Origin of the sequence: Photobacterium sp. WH77, assembly GCF_022014395.1 — a bacterium.
GTDB classification, from domain to species: Bacteria; Pseudomonadota; Gammaproteobacteria; order Enterobacterales; family Vibrionaceae; genus Photobacterium; species Photobacterium arenosum.
In genome coordinates this window covers 546,028-568,914 of sequence record NZ_JAKLTE010000001.1, presented here as the reverse complement: position 1 = coordinate 568,914, position 22,887 = coordinate 546,028, and the positions used below count along the sequence as shown (strand labels likewise).

At 44.6% G+C, this 22,887-nt stretch carries 18 protein-coding genes; 3 read left to right on the top strand and 15 right to left on the bottom strand.

Annotation, left to right across the window (positions count from 1 at the left end):
• Nucleotides 1-653, top strand: a 653-nt coding sequence (locus L6J37_RS02435; RefSeq protein WP_237794011.1) for a hypothetical protein, incomplete at its 5' end; no start/stop codon positions are given.
• Between the two features lie 64 nt (nucleotides 654-717).
• On the top strand, nucleotides 718-1,797 hold the full coding sequence (locus L6J37_RS02430) for a hypothetical protein (RefSeq protein WP_237794010.1): 1,080 nt from the start codon (nucleotides 718-720) through the stop codon (nucleotides 1,795-1,797).
• A 14-nt stretch (nucleotides 1,798-1,811) separates the two neighbouring features.
• Here the strand turns inward: L6J37_RS02430 and L6J37_RS02425 are convergent, their stop codons facing one another.
• The 5 genes from L6J37_RS02425 to L6J37_RS02405 all read right to left on the bottom strand — a co-directional run bounded on the left by L6J37_RS02425 (nucleotide 1,812) and on the right by L6J37_RS02405 (nucleotide 9,581).
• The gene (locus tag L6J37_RS02425) at nucleotides 1,812-3,209 is read right to left on the bottom strand and encodes a phosphomannomutase CpsG (RefSeq protein ID WP_237794007.1); all 1,398 of its coding nucleotides are present in this window, start codon (nucleotides 3,207-3,209) and stop codon (nucleotides 1,812-1,814) included.
• Between the two features lie 286 nt (nucleotides 3,210-3,495).
• Nucleotides 3,496-4,968, bottom strand: coding sequence for a mannose-1-phosphate guanylyltransferase/mannose-6-phosphate isomerase (locus tag L6J37_RS02420; RefSeq protein WP_237794005.1), 1,473 nt, complete (start codon nucleotides 4,966-4,968; stop codon nucleotides 3,496-3,498).
• A gap of 186 nt (nucleotides 4,969-5,154) precedes the next feature.
• Nucleotides 5,155-5,478 (bottom strand): type II toxin-antitoxin system RelE/ParE family toxin, encoded by a 324-nt coding sequence (locus L6J37_RS02415; protein ID WP_192015080.1) that lies wholly within the window; start codon nucleotides 5,476-5,478, stop codon nucleotides 5,155-5,157.
• The gene (locus tag L6J37_RS02410) at nucleotides 5,453-5,683 is read right to left on the bottom strand and encodes a TA system antitoxin ParD family protein (RefSeq protein WP_192015079.1); all 231 of its coding nucleotides are present in this window, start codon (nucleotides 5,681-5,683) and stop codon (nucleotides 5,453-5,455) included. The genes L6J37_RS02415 and L6J37_RS02410 overlap by 26 nt, the downstream gene beginning before the upstream one ends.
• A gap of 79 nt (nucleotides 5,684-5,762) precedes the next feature.
• Nucleotides 5,763-9,581 (bottom strand): DEAD/DEAH box helicase, encoded by a 3,819-nt coding sequence (locus L6J37_RS02405; protein ID WP_237794003.1) that lies wholly within the window; start codon nucleotides 9,579-9,581, stop codon nucleotides 5,763-5,765.
• Between the two features lie 265 nt (nucleotides 9,582-9,846).
• On the opposite strand from L6J37_RS02405, the gene wecA (L6J37_RS02400) reads away from it, so the two are divergent.
• The gene (wecA, locus tag L6J37_RS02400) at nucleotides 9,847-10,887 is read left to right on the top strand and encodes a UDP-N-acetylglucosamine--undecaprenyl-phosphate N-acetylglucosaminephosphotransferase (RefSeq protein WP_237794001.1); all 1,041 of its coding nucleotides are present in this window, start codon (nucleotides 9,847-9,849) and stop codon (nucleotides 10,885-10,887) included.
• A 541-nt stretch (nucleotides 10,888-11,428) separates the two neighbouring features.
• On the opposite strand, the gene wecA (L6J37_RS02395) is transcribed toward wecA (L6J37_RS02400), so the two are convergent.
• From wecA (L6J37_RS02395) to L6J37_RS02350, 10 genes are all read right to left on the bottom strand, one after another.
• Nucleotides 11,429-12,523 carry a UDP-N-acetylglucosamine--undecaprenyl-phosphate N-acetylglucosaminephosphotransferase gene (gene wecA, locus L6J37_RS02395; protein ID WP_237793999.1) on the bottom strand — a complete coding sequence of 365 codons (1,095 nt, stop codon included), beginning with the start codon at nucleotides 12,521-12,523 and terminating at the stop codon, nucleotides 11,429-11,431.
• Nucleotides 12,524-12,624: 101 nt separating this feature from the next.
• On the bottom strand, nucleotides 12,625-13,797 hold the full coding sequence (locus L6J37_RS02390; protein ID WP_237793997.1) for a nucleotide sugar dehydrogenase: 1,173 nt from the start codon (nucleotides 13,795-13,797) through the stop codon (nucleotides 12,625-12,627).
• Nucleotides 13,787-14,251 carry a PssE/Cps14G family polysaccharide biosynthesis glycosyltransferase gene (gene pssE, locus L6J37_RS02385; protein ID WP_237793996.1) on the bottom strand — a complete coding sequence of 155 codons (465 nt, stop codon included), beginning with the start codon at nucleotides 14,249-14,251 and terminating at the stop codon, nucleotides 13,787-13,789. The genes L6J37_RS02390 and pssE overlap by 11 nt, the downstream gene beginning before the upstream one ends.
• Nucleotides 14,248-14,724: a PssD/Cps14F family polysaccharide biosynthesis glycosyltransferase gene (gene pssD / locus L6J37_RS02380; RefSeq protein WP_237793995.1), complete on the bottom strand. Its 477-nt coding sequence runs from the start codon at nucleotides 14,722-14,724 to the stop codon at nucleotides 14,248-14,250. Before pssD ends, pssE begins: the two co-directional genes overlap by 4 nt.
• A 2-nt stretch (nucleotides 14,725-14,726) precedes the next feature.
• Nucleotides 14,727-15,875, bottom strand: coding sequence for a polysaccharide pyruvyl transferase family protein (locus L6J37_RS02375; protein ID WP_237793994.1), 1,149 nt, complete (start codon nucleotides 15,873-15,875; stop codon nucleotides 14,727-14,729).
• Nucleotides 15,872-17,194 (bottom strand): hypothetical protein, encoded by a 1,323-nt coding sequence (locus L6J37_RS02370; protein ID WP_237793993.1) that lies wholly within the window; start codon nucleotides 17,192-17,194, stop codon nucleotides 15,872-15,874. Before L6J37_RS02370 ends, L6J37_RS02375 begins: the two co-directional genes overlap by 4 nt.
• Nucleotides 17,184-18,293: a glycosyltransferase gene (locus L6J37_RS02365; RefSeq protein WP_237793991.1), complete on the bottom strand. Its 1,110-nt coding sequence runs from the start codon at nucleotides 18,291-18,293 to the stop codon at nucleotides 17,184-17,186. Before L6J37_RS02365 ends, L6J37_RS02370 begins: the two co-directional genes overlap by 11 nt.
• Nucleotides 18,286-19,452: a DUF6369 family protein gene (locus L6J37_RS02360; protein WP_237793990.1), complete on the bottom strand. Its 1,167-nt coding sequence runs from the start codon at nucleotides 19,450-19,452 to the stop codon at nucleotides 18,286-18,288. The genes L6J37_RS02365 and L6J37_RS02360 overlap by 8 nt, the downstream gene beginning before the upstream one ends.
• Before the next feature lie 42 nt (nucleotides 19,453-19,494).
• Complete coding sequence (wecB, locus tag L6J37_RS02355) at nucleotides 19,495-20,619, bottom strand: non-hydrolyzing UDP-N-acetylglucosamine 2-epimerase (RefSeq protein ID WP_237793989.1); 1,125 nt, start codon at nucleotides 20,617-20,619, stop codon at nucleotides 19,495-19,497.
• Between the two features lie 19 nt (nucleotides 20,620-20,638).
• A complete protein-coding gene (locus tag L6J37_RS02350; RefSeq protein WP_237793988.1) occupies nucleotides 20,639-22,798 on the bottom strand; it encodes a polysaccharide biosynthesis tyrosine autokinase in 2,160 nt (719 codons plus the stop codon).
• Between the last annotated feature and the right edge of the window lie 89 nt (nucleotides 22,799-22,887).

Sequence of the window (22,887 nt, the reverse complement as noted above, 5' to 3'; positions counted from 1 at the left end):
GGGATGGTTCAGTTTCTGACTGGTCCAACGAGAGCAAAGACAGCTCCATCATCGAAGCGAAAAGCCTGATGTTTAAAATTGATGGCTTGATAGCCTCAGGCGATCAGACAGTTTCAGCCTTAATGGATATCAGGCTAAATAACATGGGTGGTTATGTGCATTTAAAGGACATCACCCGCACTATCAGTGGCCGTTACTGCTCATGGTGGTCTGATTGGGACAGCAGTTGTAATGTAAGACATGAAGAAACCACCACTGAAGAAAGTGTTGAAACCAAAGACAGCTTCATCAGAGCCAACGTCAAAATGGCATTAGGCGCTAACATTCTGAACGCTAACAATACGCTGGTTGCGACAAACCTGTCGCTGGACATCTCCCGCAACGATTACAACCTGATCGAAGTGGATGCCGGAGTGACTTATAACGGTAAAGACACTTACCTGAGCACCAGCTACAAGCCTTACAGTGACAACAACACGCCTTATGTCTCGCTGCGCGATGGTAAAGGCCTGGTAGCGACCCTGACCGAAAAAGGGGAAGACGATATTGGCGGCACCATCTATGTGAACGGTAAATCGACCGGGACTATCAGCACGACCAACAATAATCTGTTGCTGATCCGTTATACCGACGGTTCCTTCGAGTCAATGTAAGCGATTTGCCCATTCATTCTTTTAGTCACGAGCCCTGATCTGTCAGGGCTCTCTTGTTGTAATTATGATGCTGACGACCTTAACAACCCTTACCGGCCTGAGCCTGCTGCCTCTGGCGCCGGGAACAGCGACCGACTCAGTCGCCCCATTCGTTCAGATAAACTCGCAAAGCTACGCCGAGAACAACAGTATTTACGCCTTGGTCAAAGGCAAGGAAAATGATTATCAAGGCTCAAATCACGCCTTCACCTTTAACGAAGCCGCCTTTGGCCTGCGCTATCACAATGTGACGCTCAGCTACCTTTACCGCTATGAATGGTTTCTCAAACATTCCCCGGATGCACTGTTGCTCTATGGGGATTCCCTGAACCGGACAGACATGGTGCCCGGTAAAGCCTATCAGGTAGATTTGAATGTGAACCATACCATTCAGCAAGGCATCCGCCTCGGCTGGCGTATAGAACCGGCTGACAATCTGGCTTTCTATGTCGCAGGCAGCTATCTGAAGGCCACCGACTTAATGGAAGGTCAGCTACATGGCCAGGTTCAGCGCAGTGCCAGTGATGATATCAGCGGTCAGCTGAACCTGGACTATGTCTATGGTGAAGATGTACTGCTGGACCGAATTGCAGACAAACCCACCAGCCGCTACGGCTTCAGTACCGATCTGGGATTTGACTGGCACATTAACCGACACTGGTTTCTGTCGGCCTTTGTGCAGGATGCCTATGGCGAAATCATGTGGGATCGTGCGCCTTACACCACAGCCGTTGCCAACACCGCCACGGCAGAAACCGATGAGAATGGCTACATCAACATCAACCCTATCGCGAGTGGCTTTGAAGGTTACAAAGAATACAAACAGCGGCTAACGCCCAAGTACACAGGCCGCTTAGCCTACCTGTTTGGTGATACCGCATTGTCGGCCAGCCATTTTTATGGCTATGGTGCGCAATTAACGGATCTCGCTGTCAGCCATGGCTGGAGTTGGGTCAGCACCCGGCTCTCGTATACCCTGCAGAGCCAGGCCATCGGGCTGGCCCTCACCCACAAATACTGGTCGATGCAGGTGATCAGTGACAATCTGGACTACCAGCAAGCCAGTCAGCTGACCGTGATGCTGTCGGGCCAGGTGCCTTTCTGACGACGCCTTATTGGTCATGATTTGGGAGCAGAAAACGGCTGAAGCAACGCCAGCACGTCAGCCGTTTTCGCTTTCATCAGCGCGGAATCGCCACGGGACTCGACATTCAGGCGCAGAACAGGTTCGGTATTTGATGCTCTGAGATTAAAGCGCCAGTCAGAAAAACTCAGACTGATCCCGTCTGTCTGATCCAGTGCCAGTGCGTCCGGCTCGTACACAGCGCGGACTGTCGCGATGGCATCGTCCGTGTCAGTGACCATCAGATTGATTTCACCGGAGGCCGGATACGCCCGCATCCTGTCCGCGACCAGCTCTGACAGACGCTGTCCTTTTACAGACAACAGCTGTGCCACCAGCAACCAGGGGATCATGCCGCTGTCGCAATAGGCAAAATCGCGAAAATAATGGTGGGCACTCATTTCACCGCCATATAGGGCGTCTTCCTGCCGCATCCTTTCTTTAATAAAAGCATGACCGGTTTTCGACTGAATCGCCTGTCCGCCATTGGCCGTGACGATATCGACCGTATTCCAGGTCAGACGGGGATCATGAATGATTTTGCTCGGCCGGGCGTCCTTCTGATCTGCGGCTTGCTGCAAAAAAGCTTGTGCCAGCAAACCGACAATATAATAGCCTTCGATGAACCGGCCCTGCTCATCGAACAGAAAACAGCGGTCAAAATCGCCGTCCCAGGCAATGCCCATATCGGCCTGATGCGCCCTCACCGCTTGTGAAGTCGCCGCCCGGCACTCAGGCAATAACGGATTGGGAATCCCGTGAGGAAAAGTGCCATCGGGCTCATGGTGGATTTTCACAAACTCAATGGGGATCCGGCGCTGACCAAATTGCGCTTCCAGCGCATCAATCACATGTCCCGCCGCACCATTCCCCGCGTTCACTACCAACCGCAGCGGTGTAATCTCTGACGGTGCGATATAAGACAGCAGGTGGTCAATATAGTCATTCAGCACACAATGGTAACGCAGCTGGCCGAGCTGATCGGGCGCCGCGAAATCATTTCTTTCAGCCAGTATGCGAATATCGTGCAAGCCCGTGTCGCCGCTGACAGGTATCGCCCCGGCCCTGACCAGCTTCATGCCATTGTAATTAATCGGATTATGGCTTGCCGTCACTTCTATCCCGTCAAAGAGCAGGCTTTGCGCCGCGAAATATACTTCTTCGGTGCCGGTCAGACCGAGATCGATCACATCCACTCCGGCATCCATCAAACCTTGCGCCAGTGCCATTTTCAGTGACGGCGAGGAAAGCCGCACATCACCACCAATCGCCACCGTTTCCGGCCGGAAATGCTGGCCGTACGCCCGGCCGATCCGGTAAGCAATGTCCTCGTTCAGCTCCCGCCCCAGTTCACCGCGAATATCGTACGCTTTGAAACAGGTGAGTCTTTCCATGCCGCCCTCCGTTTACCACTCGGTACTTACACCCCTGCTAATCCGTCATTCCCCTGCTAATCCGTCATTCCCCTCTAATCCGTCATTCTCCTGTTATTTCATCATTCCTCTGTTATTCAGTCATTCCCGCGGAGGCGGGAATCCAAAAAGCCAGGCACAAACATACCAATAGATTCCCGCCTTCGCGGGAATGACACCCCAAGGTCTGGATTGACATCATGGACTTACCCATAAATTACCGCCGTCGTGCTGAGCACACTCAGCCCCCGCAAAAAGCACCTTTGCGCTATTTCCGGCCATACCTGTCTTCAAAGCGGACAATATCGTCTTCGCCGAGATAACTGCCTGACTGCACTTCAATGATTTCCAGCGGAATTTTTCCCGGATTCTCCAGCGCATGCACCACGCCGACCGGAATGTAAGTGGACTGATTTTCCGTCAGCAGCCAGGTTTTATCCCCCTGGGTGACTTTGGCCGTCCCCGATACCACCACCCAGTGTTCGGCGCGGTGATGATGCATTTGCAGCGATAATTTTTCACCCGGTTTGACCGTGATGTGTTTCACCTGATGACGGCCACCGCTATCAACCTGATCATACTTGCCCCAGGGGCGGTACACTTCCCGGTGCAGCTCGCATTCCGGGCGCTGCGCCGCTTTCAGCTGCGCCACTATCTCTTTCACATCCTGAACTTTATCTTTAGCGGCCACCAGTACCGCATCCTTGGTTTCAATCACCACTACGTTGTCCAGACCGACAGTCGCCACCAGACGGCTGTCGGCCCTGAGGTAACAATGGTGGCTCTGCGCAGTCAGCACATCCCCGATGACCACGTTGCTTGCGGCATCTTTGGGACTGAGCTCCCACAGCGATGACCAGGCGCCGACATCGCTCCAGCCGGCTTCCATCGGCACCATCACCGCCTGGCGGGTTTTCTCCATCACCGCATAATCAATCGACTCGGCAGGACAGCCGGCAAAAGCCGAGCTGTCGATACGAATGAAATCCCGGTCCCGCTCAGGCGAAGCGACAGACTGACGGCAGGCGGCCAGAATGTCCGGCCGGAACTGAGACAGCTGCTGCAAATAGGCAGAAGCGCGAAACAGGAACATGCCGCTGTTCCAGTAATAGTGACCACTAACCAGATACTCTCTGGCGGTATTGAGATCCGGCTTTTCGACAAATTGTGCCACCTCAAAACCAGTGCCAAACCCCGCGCCAAGCGCCGCGCCGCGTTTAATATAGCCGTACCCTGTCTCGGGCGACTGAGGGGGAATACCGAAAGTCACCAGTTTGCCGCTATCCGCCAGCGGCAGCGCTGTCCTGACGGCCTGAGTAAAAGCGGCGGTATCCAGAATCAGATGGTCGGCCGCCAGCACCAGAAGTAAGGGATCACTGTCTTCCAAAGACAGGCAGTCTGGCGATTCCTGTGCCAGTAGCGCCGCCAGCGCAATGGCAGGCGCGGTATTACGGCCCTGAGGCTCAAGCAGAAGATGACCAGGCTGGCTGGTGCAGGATCTGAGCTGCTCTGCGGCAAGAAACCTATGCTCTTCCTGGCAGATCACTAATGAGGAGCGCGCATCCAGCTCAGCCAGACGATGAAGGGTTTGCTGCAGCATGCTGGCCGGGAGCGATGGAGAGGCAATAGACGGGTTTTCAGCAGGCTGAAGGGCAAGAAATTGTTTGGGATACTGCTCACGCGATAAGGGCCACAAGCGACTGCCTGTCCCCCCAGCCAGAATAACCGGTAAAATCTGCATACGCCTTTCCCCTTCGCAAAAAAGTGCAAGATACTCGGTACTTCTTTGTCAGGTATTTATACCAATCTGCATTAGTCTTTTTTATCACCTGTTCAGGCAAGTATAGACAAGGGGATTGAAGGCGCACGGATGAAAAAGTACCAGCCACGACTGTATTGCTGAATGCACTGGCGACTTCCTGCCAGTTCAGCCGATCAACTTGAGATCGTTTTTCCGTTGGGTCTTCAGGTCGGTATAAAAGTTTTCATGCGAACCAAGGCTTAACAGGTAGAGCTTTAATTCGTTATCAACCCAAGAGTAACCAAGCAGCAATTCTTGTTTTTTCATCTTGAACTTATGAACTCGCAAATGTGACAAATCGCCTTTCTTCGGCTGCCCTATTTCTGGATTGGCAATAATCTTTTCGATCTCATCTTCAACGGTGCTGAGCTGCTTTGTTGGCAGTTTGCTCAGGGCTTTGGTGAATCGCCTAGCCTCAAAGACCTCAATTTCTCTTTGTTCTTCGCTCATATGGCTTCACCAATCCCTGCTTAACCTCTTCTGTAGCTAATAATGATTCACGGACAAATTCATAAGACAGATCTGGGTTCTCCATCATGATTTTACCGATCTTGGCCCAGTACTCTATTTGCATAGGCACAGAGCGATTCTCCGCGATCCCATAAGCCTTGGCTTCGGAAACAAAGTCATCATTTAACCGGACGCTTGTTGCCATAGTTCAATCTCCTATTTAATAGTGATTTGAGTATAGACACAATGGCGCTAAACGCAATCTTTTGTCGCATTGAGAGCATTTAATCTTCTATCATACTCAGCAGCATCTGCGGATTCAGAGTCTGGGTATCGTCTTGCCCTGAAAGGACTTTTTCTGCCAGATCGCGTTTGTCCCGGTGAAGCTGGACAATTTTTTCTTCCACCGTATTTTCTGTGACCAGACGATATACTGTCACCGGCCTGCTCTGTCCCATACGGTGCGCCCTGTCGCTGGCCTGATCTTCCACTGCCGGATTCCACCACGGATCCAAATGAATAACAGTATCGGCTTCAGTCAGGTTCAGGCCCGTTCCACCCGCTTTCAGGCTGATGAGAAAGACAGGATGCTTTCCTGCTTTAAACGCCTCAATCGCCGCTTTCCTCTGCTTACTGCTCGACTGTCCGTCCAGATAACTGAACGACAGCGAGGCTTGTTCCAGCTGCGCCGCAAAACGCTTCAGCAATTGCACAAACTGGCTGAACACCAAAATCTGATGGCCGCCTTCTATGGCTTCTGTCACCAGAGCCAGGGCCTCCCTGAGCTTACTGCTCTCTTCCGCAAAGGAATCAAACACCAGACTGGCATCGCAACATACCTGCCTTAAACGGGTCAGTGCGGCAAGCACCTCAACCACACCCTTACTGTTTTTGGCTGTTTTCAGGGCATCCTTACGGACGGCTTCATAAGCAGCACTTTCTTTGGCCGATAAATAGACGGTGTGGGTGATCTCGGTTTTGCTGGGCAGCTCAGATAACACCTCACCTTTCATTCGCCGCATGATAAACGGGCTGATCAAGGCTTTCAACCGCATCATATCCTCGGCATTGCGTCCAGCCTGACTGTATTTTTGCCTGAACTGCTTCAGCGAACCCAGCAGGCCCGGATTCAGGAAAGCAAACTGACTCCAAAGCTCAGTGAGATGATTCTCAACCGGGGTACCGGTCAGGGTAAAACGCCGCTCTGCCGTTAAGCCAAATACCAGTTTTGCCCGTTTGGTCTGCGGGTTTTTAATCTGCTGCGCTTCGTCCAGCACTATGGTCTGCCAGTCTTTGGCTTGCATCGCTTCCTGACAGCGGGTCAGTAATCCGTAACTGACCAGTACAATGGTCTTCTCACCTGCCGAGGCGATGGCTTCGTTCCGGTTATCCACTTGCTCCAGATCCACCACTGCCAGTTCCGGTGCAAAGCGCTGGCATTCTGCCTGCCAGTTGTGAATCACAGACTTGGGAGCGACAACCAGTGCCGCGCCCTCGCACTTATAGTGGCGGATCAGACTGATGGCCTGCAAAGTTTTACCCAGCCCCATATCGTCTGCCAGACAGGCGCCAAAGCCGTGGTGAGATAAGTGCGCCGCCCACTGGACACTGGTTTTCTGATAATCCCTCAGCGGGGCCAGAATATGCTCGGCAACCACCGGCTTCTCTGACCATTTTTCTTGCAGCGACTGCCATCCCGCATCGCCCTGATGGCTAAAGGTTTCCAGTACCTGTTGCAGGGGATAGGCCATCTGCACATCGACAGCCATCTCTTCATTGAGCAAACCGTCCAGCATACGTAATTGCTGCTGAAGCTCATCTTCCATCAGCACAACCAGATTGTCGCTATCCTGCTCAATAAATCCCTGGCGGCTATTTGCCAGCAACAGACGCAGGTTCAGCTCCAGATGCTGATCCGTGGACGCCTTGCCTGTGACAGCAAACCAGTTTTTGCGTTTCTCGATATCCAGAGTCAGATCCTGGCGGGTCAGTACCTTTACCTGGCTGCTGCGCTGGCGCCAGTGAACCGGCACGTACTGTAAATTCTGCACGGCTTTTATCAGCGATAACGCCGCTTCACCAGACAAGGCCCAGCGCCGTTGCTTGTTCGCTTTCAATCCCAGATGCTTGCTCAGTGCCAGCGAATCCGCTTTTTCCTGGCTGAGATCACGCTGATACCATTGTTGATCCGGGCCGCTGATCCATGTCTCTCCCTGTCCCGAAGGCATGCTTATCCGATTTGCCGGCAGCTCACCGGACACATCATTCTGGTGCTCAATGGCCACATCCAGGGTGCCCTGATGCCAGTCCAGCCATAAATGCGGTCTCGCATCCCAATGACCAGGTTTTATATTGCCTTTGTGCTGGCATGGGCTGTACCAGAGTAAATCCTTCTGTTGTTCCAGCGCCTCTGTCAGTGGCTGCAAATGCTCACTGCCCAGTTGCTCAGGTCTCGATTCGATGACATCAATGAACTGAGGCGATATCGCTGAGGTATCCAGAAAACACCAGGCATCATCCATCACCTGCCGCAATGTTCCATTTGCCACTCGGGGAAAGACATCGAATGTCACCTGTTCACTGGCTTGCAACACGGCCAGCGGCTTGACACCGTGCAGACTGACGGACTGGCCGTCCTGACTGATGATGTTGTCACACGCCGACAAGGCTTTCAGTACCGGCAACACATCGGAAGCAGGTTGGCCCCAGCGAACCCTGTTCTGACGCTCCAGCTGCTGACAAACATTCCAGTCAGCATCTGACATCAAAGCTTCAGCCGCTGAATACTGGATGGAATACAGTTGAATCACCCGGCCTTTGGTCCAGCCACGTTTCCCCATTGACTGAATCCTTGGCTGAACTTTCAGTGATTTCAGGCACAACTCCCAGACCAGTCGCTGAGCTGCCTGATGCTCTTTATCCGACTGGATGGTCTGCGTCAGTTTTCTTAACCAGATATCCTGGCGGGCAGCCGGGACATAAAAAGGAGCGTCAGATTCGCTGATCTGTCCGGTAAGGTAACGCAGTGCGTGTTTGGCTCTGGCGGCTAACAGGCTTTCAGAGTGATGGGATAAAATTACTTCCGTCAGCGGGTGCGCTTTCACCTGAGCCACCCATTGCTGATACTGTTTCGGGTTCGCATGCTGCCATTGGCAAAGCATCAGCACATCCAGCAATAATTTCCCCCAGCTCACGTAATCTGCAATCACCATGAGTGAATCAAACCAATCGTCAACACCCGCCAAATATTCCTCTTGCTCACTGTAAGGCGCAATAATGACGTAAGCCTGCTGTTGCCAGAACTGGTCATACGCGATTTGCTGACTACGGTGAGCATCGAGGCTGTGCTGATAGCTTGCAACGGCTTCGGGTTTGTCCAGTAAAGCCACCACGGCCAGATCAGCCAAGGCCGTATAGGAATAGCGTTTTGCCGTCATGGCGGAGAAAGCTGTGCGATGCTGGAAGTACTTGTCATCGAAAGGATCGCACAAGGGGTGGGAAACACTTCCGGCCCTGAGCGCTTGCCAATTATCCTCGGCAGGAGCCCAGACAACCTGCCTTCTGCCGTAATCTGTGATCGTCTTGCTGGCTAGCGGCTCCCATACAATATTCCCCGTTGTATAAAGCTGATTTAACAACCAGGCCCATCCTTGCAGGCTGTATTTCAGCCTGTCGTCTTCAATCAATGCCAGTAATTCCCACGCATCAGGATGCAGGAATAAATGCATCAGCAGCCCTTCCGCCTGCGGAGAAATCGCCGAATAGGCAAACATCCAGCGGGTATTTGACAGCACAGAATAGATTTCCAGTTCCACAGAGATCTCATCAGCGCGGGTCATCACGGCATAAAGGGTTCGCTCCCGGCCAAATCTCAATAAGCTCTGTAATGCAGACAAAAACCCGTTCAGCGACAAGCTCCAGCTCTGTCTTTTTTTCATCACCAATCCTGCTTCCTGCATCGCAGACAGTGCTGCCTCGATCTCTGGGCCACTATGGCTATTGCTAATCTGCCGACACAGACTTTTGGTGGTGATGCCAGATGTAATGAGAATCTGGGCTAACAGCTCTTCAGTAACAGAAGCTTCAGACTGTAAATATTGCATGGATTTCCCTGCTGGATGATATCAAACCATTTATCAAAGATTATTGCGACGCGAGTGATTGTAGAATATTGATGCTGTTGCAACAAACACTTACAGCTACCTAGCCCAAATCATTGCGATCAGGCTTGCTGGTGTTGGCGCCTAGCTGCACTTGGGACGGAGAGAGCAAAAGTAATAATTTACTTAGTGAATATTTTTTCTTCTCTTCCTAGAGAGACAAAATATTGGTAGTCTTTTTGCGTTTTGTATGCCTTCGGATAACAGCATGATAGCCGATTTTTTCTTTGTCTTTTTTTCTTCATTTGCCGCACTTTTTTTACTTCGAAAGGTCGCCAAACGTGTCGGTCTGGTGGATAAACCCAATGCCAGAAAGCTGCATCAGGGGGCAGTCCCGCTTGTCGGGGGGTTGGCTATCTGTATTACGCTGGCCCAGTTTCTCTATTACTCGCCGACCATACTGGACGACGCCGGACTTTACGTTTTCTGTATCACCATTCTGGCCATCATCGGCGCGCTGGATGATAAATTTGATGTGAGCTTCAAGCTTCGCCTGGCGATCCAAGCCTTATTATCTGTCTGCATGATGGTTTTTGCCGGTCTGGAACTACATACTCTGGGGAATATGATCGGCTTTGGCAAAATAGACCTGGGGATGTTTGGCTATCTGGTGACTGTACTGGCGGTGATTGGCGCTATCAATGCCTTCAACATGGTTGACGGTATTGATGGCCTGCTGGGCGGGTTATCTATAGTGACTTTTGGCGGGCTGGGTATCATGCTGTTCCATGATTGCCAGCAATCGCTGGCGTATCTGTGCGGTATCATCATAGTGGCAATGATCCCTTATATCCTGCTTAACCTGGGGGCATTTGGCCGGCAGCGTAAAGTCTTCATGGGGGATGCAGGCAGTATGCTGATCGGTTTCACTGTAATCTGGTTTTTACTGCTGGCCAGCCAGAATGGCAGCCGCCCACCATTACGGCCAGTAACGGCCCTCTGGATAATCGCTGTCCCCTTAATGGACATGACAGCTATCATGATCCGCCGAATCAAGCGCGGTGATTCGCCCTTTAAGCCAGACCGCGAGCATTTGCACCATATCTTCCAGCGGCTGGGCCTTAATTCACTACAAACGCTGATTGCTATCTGCACTATTGCGACCTTACTGAGCGCTGTAGGTATTTATGGCGAGATTGCCAATGTGCCCGAGTATGTGATGTTCTGGTTATTCATCCTGAGTTTCCTCATCTACTTCTTCACACTGTCGAAAGTAGAAAAGTACTCGCCTCCGCAAGAAGCCTCTTAACGAAGCAAACAGCCGTATTTTCTGTGCGGCTGTTACTTGTTCACTTCTGTATATGGCTGTTTCAGCCACCTTGCAAATATATTGGACAGCAGTTCCAGTTAGTTCATCTTATCTCTAATCCATTAAGCATGTACTTAATGGCTGACGCATATTTATATATCCCGGAAGCATTACGTCATACACAGATACAGGACGATGAGAGATATTTTACACGCTATGCTGAGGCGCATATTACAAGCGATAGTTAACAGAACTGAACGTCTGTGCCTGACAGCGGTATATTCAGCGGCCGCGAACATCGGCTTTGTGCTGTTATGGACCGCTGTATGCTGGCTCAATCAGTTAGACCGTTATGACAAAGCTGCAAAACAGATAAGAAGAGAAGACCGGCTGGGGCGTTAAATTAGCCAGTAAAGCAGACAGGTTCCTGGATAATGCACGGAAAAAACGCATAAAAAACCCAGGACAAGCCTGGGTTCATGTTTAACATCTTTGACTTCTGTTCAATCACTCACACGCATCCACCCAACAGTGAATTCGCTTAACGCTCTGAGGTTGCCTGCTCTGGTGTTTTCGGCTGACTACGGCCGGTCAGCTTGTGTATCCAGGTGGTAATACGCCAGATATGGCTGATCACGGCAAAATACACACCGAACATAATCATAAAGCTCAGCAACATCAGGGTTTCGTTAACCTGCGACATGTCAGACCAAATGCCGACTCCCGCCATACTGGCTGCCAGGCCACAAATCACCACCAAGGTCATGAAAGGTGACAAACCAATACGCTGACAAATATGGTGCAGGTGTTCGCGATCCGGCTTAAAGGGTGACTGGCCTTTGCGGATTCGGCGAATCATAATGGTGGCCATATCCATTAGCGGTAAAGCAATTAACCACAAGGCAGTAACCGGGCGCATGGCACTCAGCTCGCCCGCCTGGGTCGCTTCCAGCAATAACCAGATAACAGTAAAACCAATGAAGATACTGCCGGCATCGCCCATAAAGACTTTAAACCGACGCCCCAGAGGAAAACCGAGGTTCAACAGAATGTAAGGAACCATAGCGGTGACTATCATGGCGCAGATAACAAACAATTCCGTGTTACCCGACACATAGAAGACATAACCGAGTGCCGCAAAACTGACCGAAGCCAGGCCGCCTAACAGGCCATCAATACCATCAACCATGTTGAATGCGTTAATCGCGCCAATGACCGCAAAAACAGTCAGCAGCGTGCTGGCAACTACGGGCAAAGCGAGGGGAAAATCCCCCAACATGTAGCCCAGGTAATGCAGGCTTTTATCACCGGCAAAAATCATCACCAGCGACACACAGGCCTGTACCAGCAAGCGTAATTTAAAACTGATGTCGTATCTGTCATCAATCACTCCGATAACCACCAACACAGTGGCACAGCTTAAATACAGCCAGGGGTTCTGCGGAAACAGTTCAAAAAAACTAAAGGCTATCGCCAGAGTAACAAAGATCGACACACCACCCACAAGCGGGATCACACCTTTATGGTGCTTCCGTTCGTTAGGCGCATCGACCAGTCCAACCCGTTTCGCCACTTTGCGGCAGATAAACAGGCTACAAAAGGACATAAGAAAAACAAAAAAGAATGCAGAAGTCATGTTGGGACTCTTTTGGTTAGTTAACCTCGAAAGTGTTCTGAGTACACTAAGCTTTGATAAAACACGAGAAATGATCGAACAGATTCACAGCAACCATCCTCTCAATCTGAACCAAACAAATCTCGTGTATACACTTTATCTTTTACATCCATTAGCTCTTGAGCCATACGATTTGAAACAATGACATCAGATTCAGCCTTAAAAGCATCAAAGTCCGTATATACTGCAGAGTTAAAAAATTCTTTCTCTTGAAGCACGGGTTCATAAACGATTACGTCAACACCTTTCGCTTTCAAGCGCTTCATGATGCCTTGAATGCTGGATGCTCTGAAGTTATCGGAACCAGATTTCATAATTAAGCGATAAATACCAACCACCTTAGGCTGCTTATTCAAAATTGAATCAGCTATAAAGTCCTTGCGAGTGGTATTTGCATCGACAATTGCTTTAATAAGATTATTTGGTACATCCTGATAGTTTGCGAGCAACTGTTTGGTATCTTTTGGTAAGCAGTAACCACCATAACCGAAAGATGGATTGTTATAATGCGAACCAATTCGCGGATCTAAACCTACACCTTCGATGATTTGACGACTATCTAATCCATGAGATTCAGCGTAAGAGTCAAGTTCATTAATATAAGCAACTCGCATCGCCAGATAAGTATTAGAGAAAAGCTTAACAGCTTCAGCCTCTGTTGAATCTGTGAATAATACAGGCACATCTTTCTTCACTGCGCCTTGCAGAAGAAGATCAGCAAAGATTTTTGCTCGATGACTCTTTTCACCCACAATGATACGAGAAGGATATAAGTTATCGTAGAGCGCTTTTCCTTCACGTAAAAACTCGGGTGAAAACATCAAATTTTCGCAACCAAGCTTTTCTTTGATACGCTTTGTATAACCGACTGGAATTGTTGACTTGATAACCATGACTGCATCAGGATTAATCGCCATAACGTCTTTAATTACCGCTTCAACTGAAGACGTATTAAAGTAGTTATTTACAACATCATAATCTGTTGGAGTAGCAATAACTACATAATCTGCATTTTCATAAGCAGAAAATTTATCCAAAGTAGCATTAAAGTTAATATCTTTTCGCTGTAGAAACTCAGTAATTTCATAATCAACAATCGGAGATACACGATCATTCAACAGCTTTACTTTCTCCTCGAGAATATCAACAGCCACAACTTCATTATTTTGAGCCAACAACATAGCATTAGACAAGCCGACATATCCTGTCCCAGCGATTGCAATTTTATAAATCATAAAGTCCCTTAATATAATGAGCAATTTCTTTCTGCAAGAAAAAATTTTCTTTACTGTAAGGCTTTAAGTTTATGGAGCTAAAATTCGTAAAAACATCATTTAATTCATCCAAACCATGCACAACCAAAGCAAAATTTTGATCACTCATATAATTCGCCAGATCTAATTGATGCTTATCAACTCTCTCCAGATTAGGAACTAAAATTATTACCTTCCCCAACTCTAATAATTGATATGTTGAACCTGCACCTGCATGTGTTATTACAACATCGGCCCATTCATACTTTCCAAGGATATCATTTGTAAATTCAAAAAAGGCAAAGCCTTCAGGCCTATATGTACCATCTGCAATTTGGAAAATATAACTATGTTCACCGTGTTGGCTAGCAAATTTGTGCACAAATTCAACCAAAGACTCAAACTTTGTTGTGCCTACAGTAACTAATATATTCATAATCTTCCGGAATACTTTGCTTTAGGATACACTTTAAGCAATGACTTATTTTGCACCAAAAATTCATTTGCTAAATAATACATCACTCTACCTGTCAGGGACTTACTGGTAAAACGAGACCAAGTTTCAATATGAATAACTTTCACACCAAATAACTTTAAATATAAAGCAGAAAGTACTGAGATGCCCGGACCAGTTGAAATAATAACTTTTAAGCGATTCTCTTTTTTCACTTTCTTGATAGATGATAATATATTAATGAAACTTTGAAATTTAAACAAACCAATGCGTTGATGCTTACCCCGAAGCTCATTTGCGATATAGTGTTTTACTGACCACTCAGCTTGTACTTTAGAATCAGACAATGATATGAAATCAAAATCCTCAAGCTCTATTTTTAATAGCTTTGCTAGCCTGTTTGCTTGAGCTTGATGCCCACCTTCACCATAAGTGAATAAAACTACTGGTTTCATAATTAATGGTTTACAGATTGTAAAAAATTTAAGATATCTTCAGCTGCTTCTGTTGACTCTATTGAATTTCTCTTCAAGTCGACAAATAAACCCGAGACTAAATCTAATCTATTCGTAAGGTATTTTTCAATAATATCATCCCATACAAAAGAATCTGAGACTGATTCTAATTCCATTAGATATGAGGAATTTAACAGCATTTCATGAACTTTTTTAAGCTTATGCTCAATATTAATAATTACCGTTGGAACACCTAACATTGATGGAACAATAGCACCGTGAGCACGGGTTGTAATAATGCATTTACACGAATTCAAGAAAGAAAGAAATTCATCCATCTTTGTGCTAACTGGATCCCATGTAATTACTTCAAATCCTTCATCTTGAAAATACTCAATTACATTTTTGTCATAATCAGCATATAAGGACACAAACTTTGGTTTAAGTCCCTTTGACTCTAATATAGGAACAAGATTTATTAACTTCTTTACAAGTTCATTTTTACTTTGGTCAAAAGGCCAGTCGCGTATTATTATAGCCACATCGTTTGTATCAGACGAAATTATATTTAAATCTTTTTTCCATAAATCAGAATTAAAAATTGGGTCAGAGAATTTTTTCACATCCCTTACACCAATAGATTCGGATAATTTAAAACTATCCGAATCACGTACCGACAAATATGAAAAATTTGGTAATTCAATTTTCGCCAGGTCATATAATCGATCGTGTTCATTCTCAAACGGTCCCAATCCAAGACAAAAGCCAACATCATGATTTGATATCCAACGTCGGTTAAATCGCTTTCGAATATAATATCCTGATATAAAATCGGTTAAAGTCATACCACTATTTAGCAAAGAGGAAATCTTCTCGAATTTGGTTTTCTTTTTTGATAAATTGGAAGAAAAACTAAAATATTGTCCTCCTCCACCCAAAAAAGTGACCTCTGATTTTACAGGAGATGAAAATGGAACTAAATTGTAATGCGGTAAAAATTTTTCAGCTTTTGATATGTCATGTACAGTTACTGCAATATCTTTCTTATCATATATTCTCTCTAAAATATTCAATGAAGATATCAATAATAAATCATCACCAAAGTTGCCAGGGCCATAAGCTCCTCTTAGACAACATTTAAACTCTCTCATTTACCCACCCTTAAAACTTTAAATAATATTACCAAATATAATAAAGCCACCAGAAATACAATCCAAAAAAGTGCCTTATTCATTATAATAATTGACAATGACACTAATAACGACAAGCAAGAATAAACGAAATGTTTATTCTTAATCATTGCAGGCTTAAGAACTTCTAAACCAATAAAATACTTATAAAATATCAGGAAGTGCAACACCTGAGCAATAAAGAATGAAAAAGATATAGTTAATGCATTTAACTCTTTTCTTGAAAAGATAAATACAAATATAAAAAACAAAACACCGAATGCTAAATTACTAAACAAACTAGTAATGCCTTGCTCTCGAACAATTAATTGCCTTGAAATTGGAGATTTAAGAGCAGCTACAATTCCCGAAGAAATCATAAACGCAAGAACATTAGTATTGTATTGATTAAACTCCAAATTAAAAATGTAAATAATGACAGGCAGTGTAAGAAAAAGTATAAAGCCTAGTAGTGATGTTAGTGCCGCATTTGCCTTCCAATCAAACTCGAAAGTAACTTCATTTCTTGTCAACTTTGACAAAAGTAATGCTGAGAATATCATTGGAAAAAATGATATCAACATTCGTACTTGATTAGAAACATTAAAAATCACAAGCTCTTGTCCAGATTCATCTACATCCAATAACATAATTGATAATATTGATATAAGTGGTAGGAAAGCCAATGACGTCAATAACTGTGGTATTGTGACCTTTTTAATTGCTGTTCCGGCAAGATTATCAATCTTCACATTATCTTTGGAATACAATAAAAAAGATGAAATAATCACACCAAATAAAAAGACACAAAAGTAACCATACAATATCCAATTAACGCCATATTTAGATGCCGCCAGTGAAAAAGCCAATAATATAAGAAATAACAAAAAATTAATTAATGCTGCGGCTTTATTTTTACTCGCTGAATATAAACAACCAAAGTTATAATTATAAACGACACATAAAAAAGCACACAAAGAAAGCACTAAAATACTTACGCTATCAAAGTGCTCATCAAGAAACAAATTTGATGTTATATATGTAGATAGTGCTGTTATTAATGCGAAACCATAGAAATACTTAGTTAAGCCTTGCCTATTTTTTTTATCATAATATCGATTAGAAGTTGTGAATCCGGCTAATCCAATTGTACCTGAAACAAGGTTTATAACCGTAAAAATTAATGCGTAGTATGCATATTCTTTAACCGCGAGTAAATTAGCAGCCAACGCTGAAACGATTAAAAACCCACCTTTCCCAAACGCAAATGATATTACAGTAAAAAGAAAGTCACGTTTCATCAATCAACCTGCTTACAAATTTTGGCATTAAATTATCAAGTGAAAAATCTGAATTACTTTTAACACCAAAATCACTCTTAACTTTAATAGCTTGAGTTATACTTTCAACATTATTCTCTTTTATCAACACACATTCATAAAAGCGGCTTAAGTAATTGGATAAGAACGTTTGAGTAGTTATTAAGCTTACTTTGCACATAATAGCATCAAAAAGTTTATTAGGACTATTTAATCTATTATTCACACAATTGGACTCATAGAGAGCAAACGTAACATTTGATAGTGCCATATACTCTTTCAGTGTATTATTATCAACTTTTCCGGTGAAAACTACATTAGTTAAACCTATACTGTCAACTAATGCATCTAACTCTATTTTGAATTTCTCGTCAAAATAGCCAACCATATATAAAATAGAATTATTCAAGTTAGCTTTTTTAAAAGCAATCATGATTTCATTAATTGATCGATTCTTTATGATTGCACCACAGTAAGAGACAATATACTTTTCATTATCAATTGAGTGCTTATTCCTTAAAGAGCATCGATCATATTTATTCTTGTATGTTGTGTTATATAAATAATCACATTTTTCATAATTAATTTTATATAATCGCCTCAAAAATTTCATGCGATATTGATCTGTTGCAATAAATTTCTGAGCTGATCTAGCGACCATAGACTCAAGCTTAAACCATAATGGCTTCCATCTACCAGTAAAGAACCTATGTTTAGTACCTATAAATATTTCTTGTGTTTCATACACATACTTAGTGCCTGTCAGTTTAAACAAAAAATATGCCGCTAGCCCTGAAATTGGGTTAATCGCATATATTAAATCAATTTGGTTACGGTTTCTGTAAAGACAAAAAATAAGATTTAAGTATGCAACTATGACATTCACAAGTTTTCCGGCTGCATTATTTCCATTGAAAATATTAACGAAAGAGGTGTCGTAGTCTTGATTTAAGTCATTTTGCTTAACAACACCTCCAATTCTCACTTTCAGATTTTTTTTCTTTAATTCATCTACTAATGACTCGACTCGTGGAGCACAGTTTAACGATATTCCCGAGTATAATAAAATTATATTATTCATTTTTTTCCACATTCAAACAAATTATATAGCAAATATAAAACCCTAAAAAAGCCATATGATAATAAACTGATGAAGTAAAATACTGAATCAAAATGACTGTAACAGAGCAGAAGGCTACTTTCTTATTCTTATTAAAGAAAAAAAGTAAGGGCAATAAAAACACAAAGAAAGAAATCAACCCATACTTAGAGAAAAAGTTCAAATAAGCAGTATCTAGCTGTATAGAATAATTGTTTATATTTTCTCTATATTCAAACCATGGTATATAAAATTTTTCACCAAACCCATACCCAACAAAGTAATCCAACTCACTCATAATATTAATTTTATCTAATGCCGGTGAATATCGATTATAAAAAAACGCATCAAGACCTTGATCAAATAACAAGTAAAATTTTTCAAATAAGCTAGAATCGGATAAAAAGAGAGTACCAACTAACATAAAGAAAATAACAGCCATTTTCCTTATGGTAAAACTACTAACAAAAAACCACACTAAAAGGGGGATAATTGACAGTCCGAGAAGCATTCTTGACATACTTACAATGATAACAATATATGCAAGAAAGATGTGCTTAATATCAACATCTCGCTTAGAAAATGAAAAAATCAAATAAAATAAACAAAAATATGTTTGTAATCCTAAATATCGAAACTCAGGCTGATAAAATCGATCATCTGAATTAAGTAAACCAAAATAGGAGAATCCTCCCCATACAAGTACAGATATTAAACAGACCTTCACTCCAGCATTCAGTAATGAAGAATATATCTGAAGATTACTAGTAAGAAAACCAAAAGTGATTACTATAAGGAAAAAAAGTAATGGCCTATAATCTTTTAAACTTTCAACCTCATCAAAGCCTCGATAGAAAAAGGATAATGAGTATATAAAAATAATAACTATAGGTATAAATAAAGAAAGATACCTTCTATCTATTATCAAATGTTGTGATGTTATCAAGCTTAATAAACAATAAATAGAAAGCACTAAAGTTAATATATCAACCCAGTATACTCCAGACACATAAACCAGACTGCCAAACTGCAAACTGCTAGGCAATATTAATAATAGTGCTAGAACAAAATAAAATAACCTCTTTCTGTTATTTATAAAAAAAGCACTAGTCAAAAGAATAAAAAAAGATAAATATAGCAATTTTTTCTCTACTTAGCAGTTTACAATTTTAAGGTAATACCATTATTTTATAAGGTTTGACAATATTCTTTTACACGCAAACCCATCTCCATATGGGTTATGAGCATAGCTCATCAATTTATAAGACGATTGATCGTTTATTAGTTCTGAAATACTTTCAACAATTTTTTCAACATCAGTACCAACAAGTTTTACTGTACCAGCATCGACTGCTTCTGGTCGTTCTGTTGTTTCTCTCATAACAAGAACAGGTTTACCTAACGATGGCGCCTCCTCTTGAATTCCTCCCGAGTCAGTCAGAATTATATGTGCTCTACTCATCAGGTAAATAAATGGCAAATATTGTTGAGGTTCAATTAAATGTACATTTTCTACTCCAGCTAATATCCGATTAACGGGCTCACGTACATTTGGATTTAAGTGAACTGGATATAAAATTTGAACCTCTTTATGTTGTCTCGCTGTTTCGGCTAATGCCTTACAAATTCGCTCAAAACCACCACCAAAACTTTCTCTACGATGGCCAGTGACAAGGATTAATTTCTTGCTTTCATCTAAAAAAGGAAATTTTGATGCCAATGTTGCTTTTAAATCTTCATCGGAATCAATTTTCTCTTGTATCATCAACAAAGCATCAATGACCGTGTTTCCTGTTACGTAAATATCTGATGGACAAATATTTTCTTTGAGCAAATTTTCTTTTGATGTTTCTGTTGGTGCGAAGTGGAACTTCGTCAGTGCACCCGTTAGTTTACGATTTGCTTCTTCTGGCCAAGGCGAATAAATATTCCCCGTTCTCAGACCTGCTTCTACATGCCCAACAGGGATTTGCTCATAGTAAGCAGCCAAACTTGCTGCAAATGTAGTGGCTGTATCTCCATGGACCAAAACAACATCTGGCTTAAAATCTTGGAGTACTGGTTTTATTTCCAATAAAATACGTGCTGTGACATCATTAAGTGTTTGCCCCGGTTTCATCAAATTTAGATCGTAATCAGGTTTAATTTCAAACAGCTCAATTACCTGATCTAACATCTCTCGATGTTGGGCGGTTACACATACTTTAGCTTCGAAACGATCATCTTTTTCTAGTGCGTGTACAAGCGGCGCCATTTTTATCGCTTCTGGCCGTGTACCAAAAACAGTCAATACTTTTTTCTTAGTCATAAATTTAATGTAACCCCGATTAGTTTGACTCATAACTATAGTTGTAGTAACCACCGCTATAATGTGATTTCGCAGTTCGCAATACCGCATTGAGAATAAAGCCTTTCACTTCAATGCCATTTTGCTCAAAGCGTTGCTTAGTCACTTCAATTTCTTTTACCGCATTCTGGCCAAAGCGGCCCACCAGCAAGGTGGTGCCAGCATGGGTACCCACAATAGCAGGATCGGTGACGGCCAGAATTGGTGGGGTATCCACAATCACAATATCGTAATTGTCCGATGCCCAATCCAGGATGTTTTTGAACCTTGAGTGCATCAAAAGCTCAGACGGATTCGGTGGTACTTCACCGCGACCGATAAAATCCAGATTGTCCACGCCTGGCTGCTTGATAATCTCTTCTATTGCGGCTTTATCAACCAGATAACTCGACAGGCCCGGCGTGTGAGTCACTGCCATGTTCTTTTCCAGCCGGCCTTTACGCATATCGGCATCAATCAGCAACACACGCTGACCGGCTTTGGCTATCACTGCCGCCATATTGGATGACACAAAAGACTTACCAATACCGGGGCTGGGGCCGGAAATCATCAGAATATTGTTTTTAGCATCCATCATGGCGAAATGCAGGCTAGTGCGCAGGCTGCGCAGCGCTTCAATCGACAGATCCGCCGGGTTGGCGACCGCCAGTAAACTCTCTTCCACGCTCAGCTGACGCTTGGTTTTCTGTTTCTTTTCCATGTCACTCTGCCAGTCTGACAGCGGGATACTGGCATAAACAGGTAAACCAATGGCTTCAATTTCATCTGGGTTTTCGACTCCACGGTGAAAAGCTGCGCGGATCAAAACCAGTGCCACCGCCAGCATACCGCCCAGCATAGTCGCTAGAATCACGATTAAGGCTTTCTTTGGCTTAATGGCGTTTGTATATGACTGGGCAACATCCAGAATACGGACATTACCGACTGTGCTGGCTTTGAGAATGTTCAGCTCCTGCACTTTGTTCAGCAGCTGTACGTAGATTTGCTGGTTAACTTCCACATCCCGGGTTAAACGCAGTACTTCACGCTGGGTTTTGGGCAGCTTTTGCACCTGGCGGTTGAGTTTCTCGCGCTCGCCAAGTAAGGTTTTACGTTTATCCAAAAGCGCAATATAGGCTGGGTGCTCTTTGGTGAAGCGCTGGGAAATTTCACTTTCTTTAAAGGTCAGTTCATTAAGCTGGGATTCCAGGGTGACCATCACCTCCAGAGTCGATTTGGCTTCCAGGCCCAGATCAATCGAATCGTTAGCCTGACGGAATTGATTAAGCTCATCTTCTGCTTTGGTCAAATGTACTTTGACATCCGGCAGGTGACCACGCAAAAACTCCAGGCTCTTTTCCGCTTCGGCCGAATTACGGGCCACATTCTGCAGAAAATAGTTCTGGCTGATGTCATTCAAAATCGCGGTGTTCTGCGCTTTGTCCGGCCCGGTAAACGACAGCTGCAAAATACCGGTTTGCTTACCGCGCTCCGAAACTGACAGGCTCTGCTGAATCCACTGGATGGTATCTAACCGGGAACGTTTGCTGATGCTGAACTCTGACCCTGCCTGTTCAGTAGTCAGTTCAGATACAAACAGCTGATACTCACCCGATGTTGCCAGTTCGCCGACTTTACCCGATAAAACTTTCTGCTCTTCATTGTCGAACAGAATATAAGTTCCGCTGTCCGGGTCATCCACCACCAGGGTATACACCAGTTCTTCTGTGTCCTGAGGGATGTCAAATCGACTGATTGCAATGCTGTCTTTATTACCGGACAAACGATGCAGCCCCTTACCAAGCAAAGGCAGCGCAGCAGGTTCAGCCAGTGTGGTCAGGTTGAGCTTGTCCACGGTTTTACCGAGGATCATACGCGAGCGGATAATCTCAATCTCAGTATTCGAAGAGGATTCACTTGAGAACAGATCGCCCATCTCCCCCAAGGCAGACAGACCATTGCTTTTTTCTTCAACCTGAAGCAGGGCATCGGCTTTATAGATAGGTGTCGCCAGCAGTGCATAAGCAATGCCGGCAACCGCAAAGGCGAACGTAATGGCGATAATGGTCCAGCGCCTGTCCAGCAATATGCCAAACAGCTTGCCCAGATCAATCTCGTCGGAGTCGGTTTGTTTCACCGACACTTGTTGCGAAACAGTCATAGTGTCTATCTACTCAAGCTACTCATGATGGTGGATGTCATGGTGATCGTCCTTGTCTGAAACACTGTCGCTCAGGGTTCGAGCCGACA

Excerpts from the sequence above, each read along its gene's own strand:
- L6J37_RS02430 (WP_237794010.1), top strand. The coding sequence starts at position 718 with ATGATGCTGACGACCTTAACAACCCTTACCGGCCTGAGCCTGCTGCCT.
- L6J37_RS02425 (WP_237794007.1), bottom strand. The coding sequence starts at position 3,209 with ATGGAAAGACTCACCTGTTTCAAAGCGTACGATATTCGCGGTGAACTG.
- L6J37_RS02420 (WP_237794005.1), bottom strand. The coding sequence starts at position 4,968 with ATGCAGATTTTACCGGTTATTCTGGCTGGGGGGACAGGCAGTCGCTTG.
- L6J37_RS02415 (WP_192015080.1), bottom strand. The coding sequence starts at position 5,478 with ATGAGCGAAGAACAAAGAGAAATTGAGGTCTTTGAGGCTAGGCGATTC.
- L6J37_RS02410 (WP_192015079.1), bottom strand. The coding sequence starts at position 5,683 with ATGGCAACAAGCGTCCGGTTAAATGATGACTTTGTTTCCGAAGCCAAG.
- L6J37_RS02405 (WP_237794003.1), bottom strand. The coding sequence starts at position 9,581 with ATGCAATATTTACAGTCTGAAGCTTCTGTTACTGAAGAGCTGTTAGCC.
- wecA (WP_237794001.1), top strand. The coding sequence starts at position 9,847 with ATGATAGCCGATTTTTTCTTTGTCTTTTTTTCTTCATTTGCCGCACTT.
- wecA (WP_237793999.1), bottom strand. The coding sequence starts at position 12,523 with ATGACTTCTGCATTCTTTTTTGTTTTTCTTATGTCCTTTTGTAGCCTG.
- L6J37_RS02390 (WP_237793997.1), bottom strand. The coding sequence starts at position 13,797 with ATGATTTATAAAATTGCAATCGCTGGGACAGGATATGTCGGCTTGTCT.
- pssE (WP_237793996.1), bottom strand. The coding sequence starts at position 14,251 with ATGAATATATTAGTTACTGTAGGCACAACAAAGTTTGAGTCTTTGGTT.
- pssD (WP_237793995.1), bottom strand. The coding sequence starts at position 14,724 with ATGAAACCAGTAGTTTTATTCACTTATGGTGAAGGTGGGCATCAAGCT.
- L6J37_RS02375 (WP_237793994.1), bottom strand. The coding sequence starts at position 15,875 with ATGAGAGAGTTTAAATGTTGTCTAAGAGGAGCTTATGGCCCTGGCAAC.
- L6J37_RS02370 (WP_237793993.1), bottom strand. The coding sequence starts at position 17,194 with ATGAAACGTGACTTTCTTTTTACTGTAATATCATTTGCGTTTGGGAAA.
- L6J37_RS02365 (WP_237793991.1), bottom strand. The coding sequence starts at position 18,293 with ATGAATAATATAATTTTATTATACTCGGGAATATCGTTAAACTGTGCT.
- wecB (WP_237793989.1), bottom strand. The coding sequence starts at position 20,619 with ATGACTAAGAAAAAAGTATTGACTGTTTTTGGTACACGGCCAGAAGCG.
- L6J37_RS02350 (WP_237793988.1), bottom strand. The coding sequence starts at position 22,798 with ATGACTGTTTCGCAACAAGTGTCGGTGAAACAAACCGACTCCGACGAG.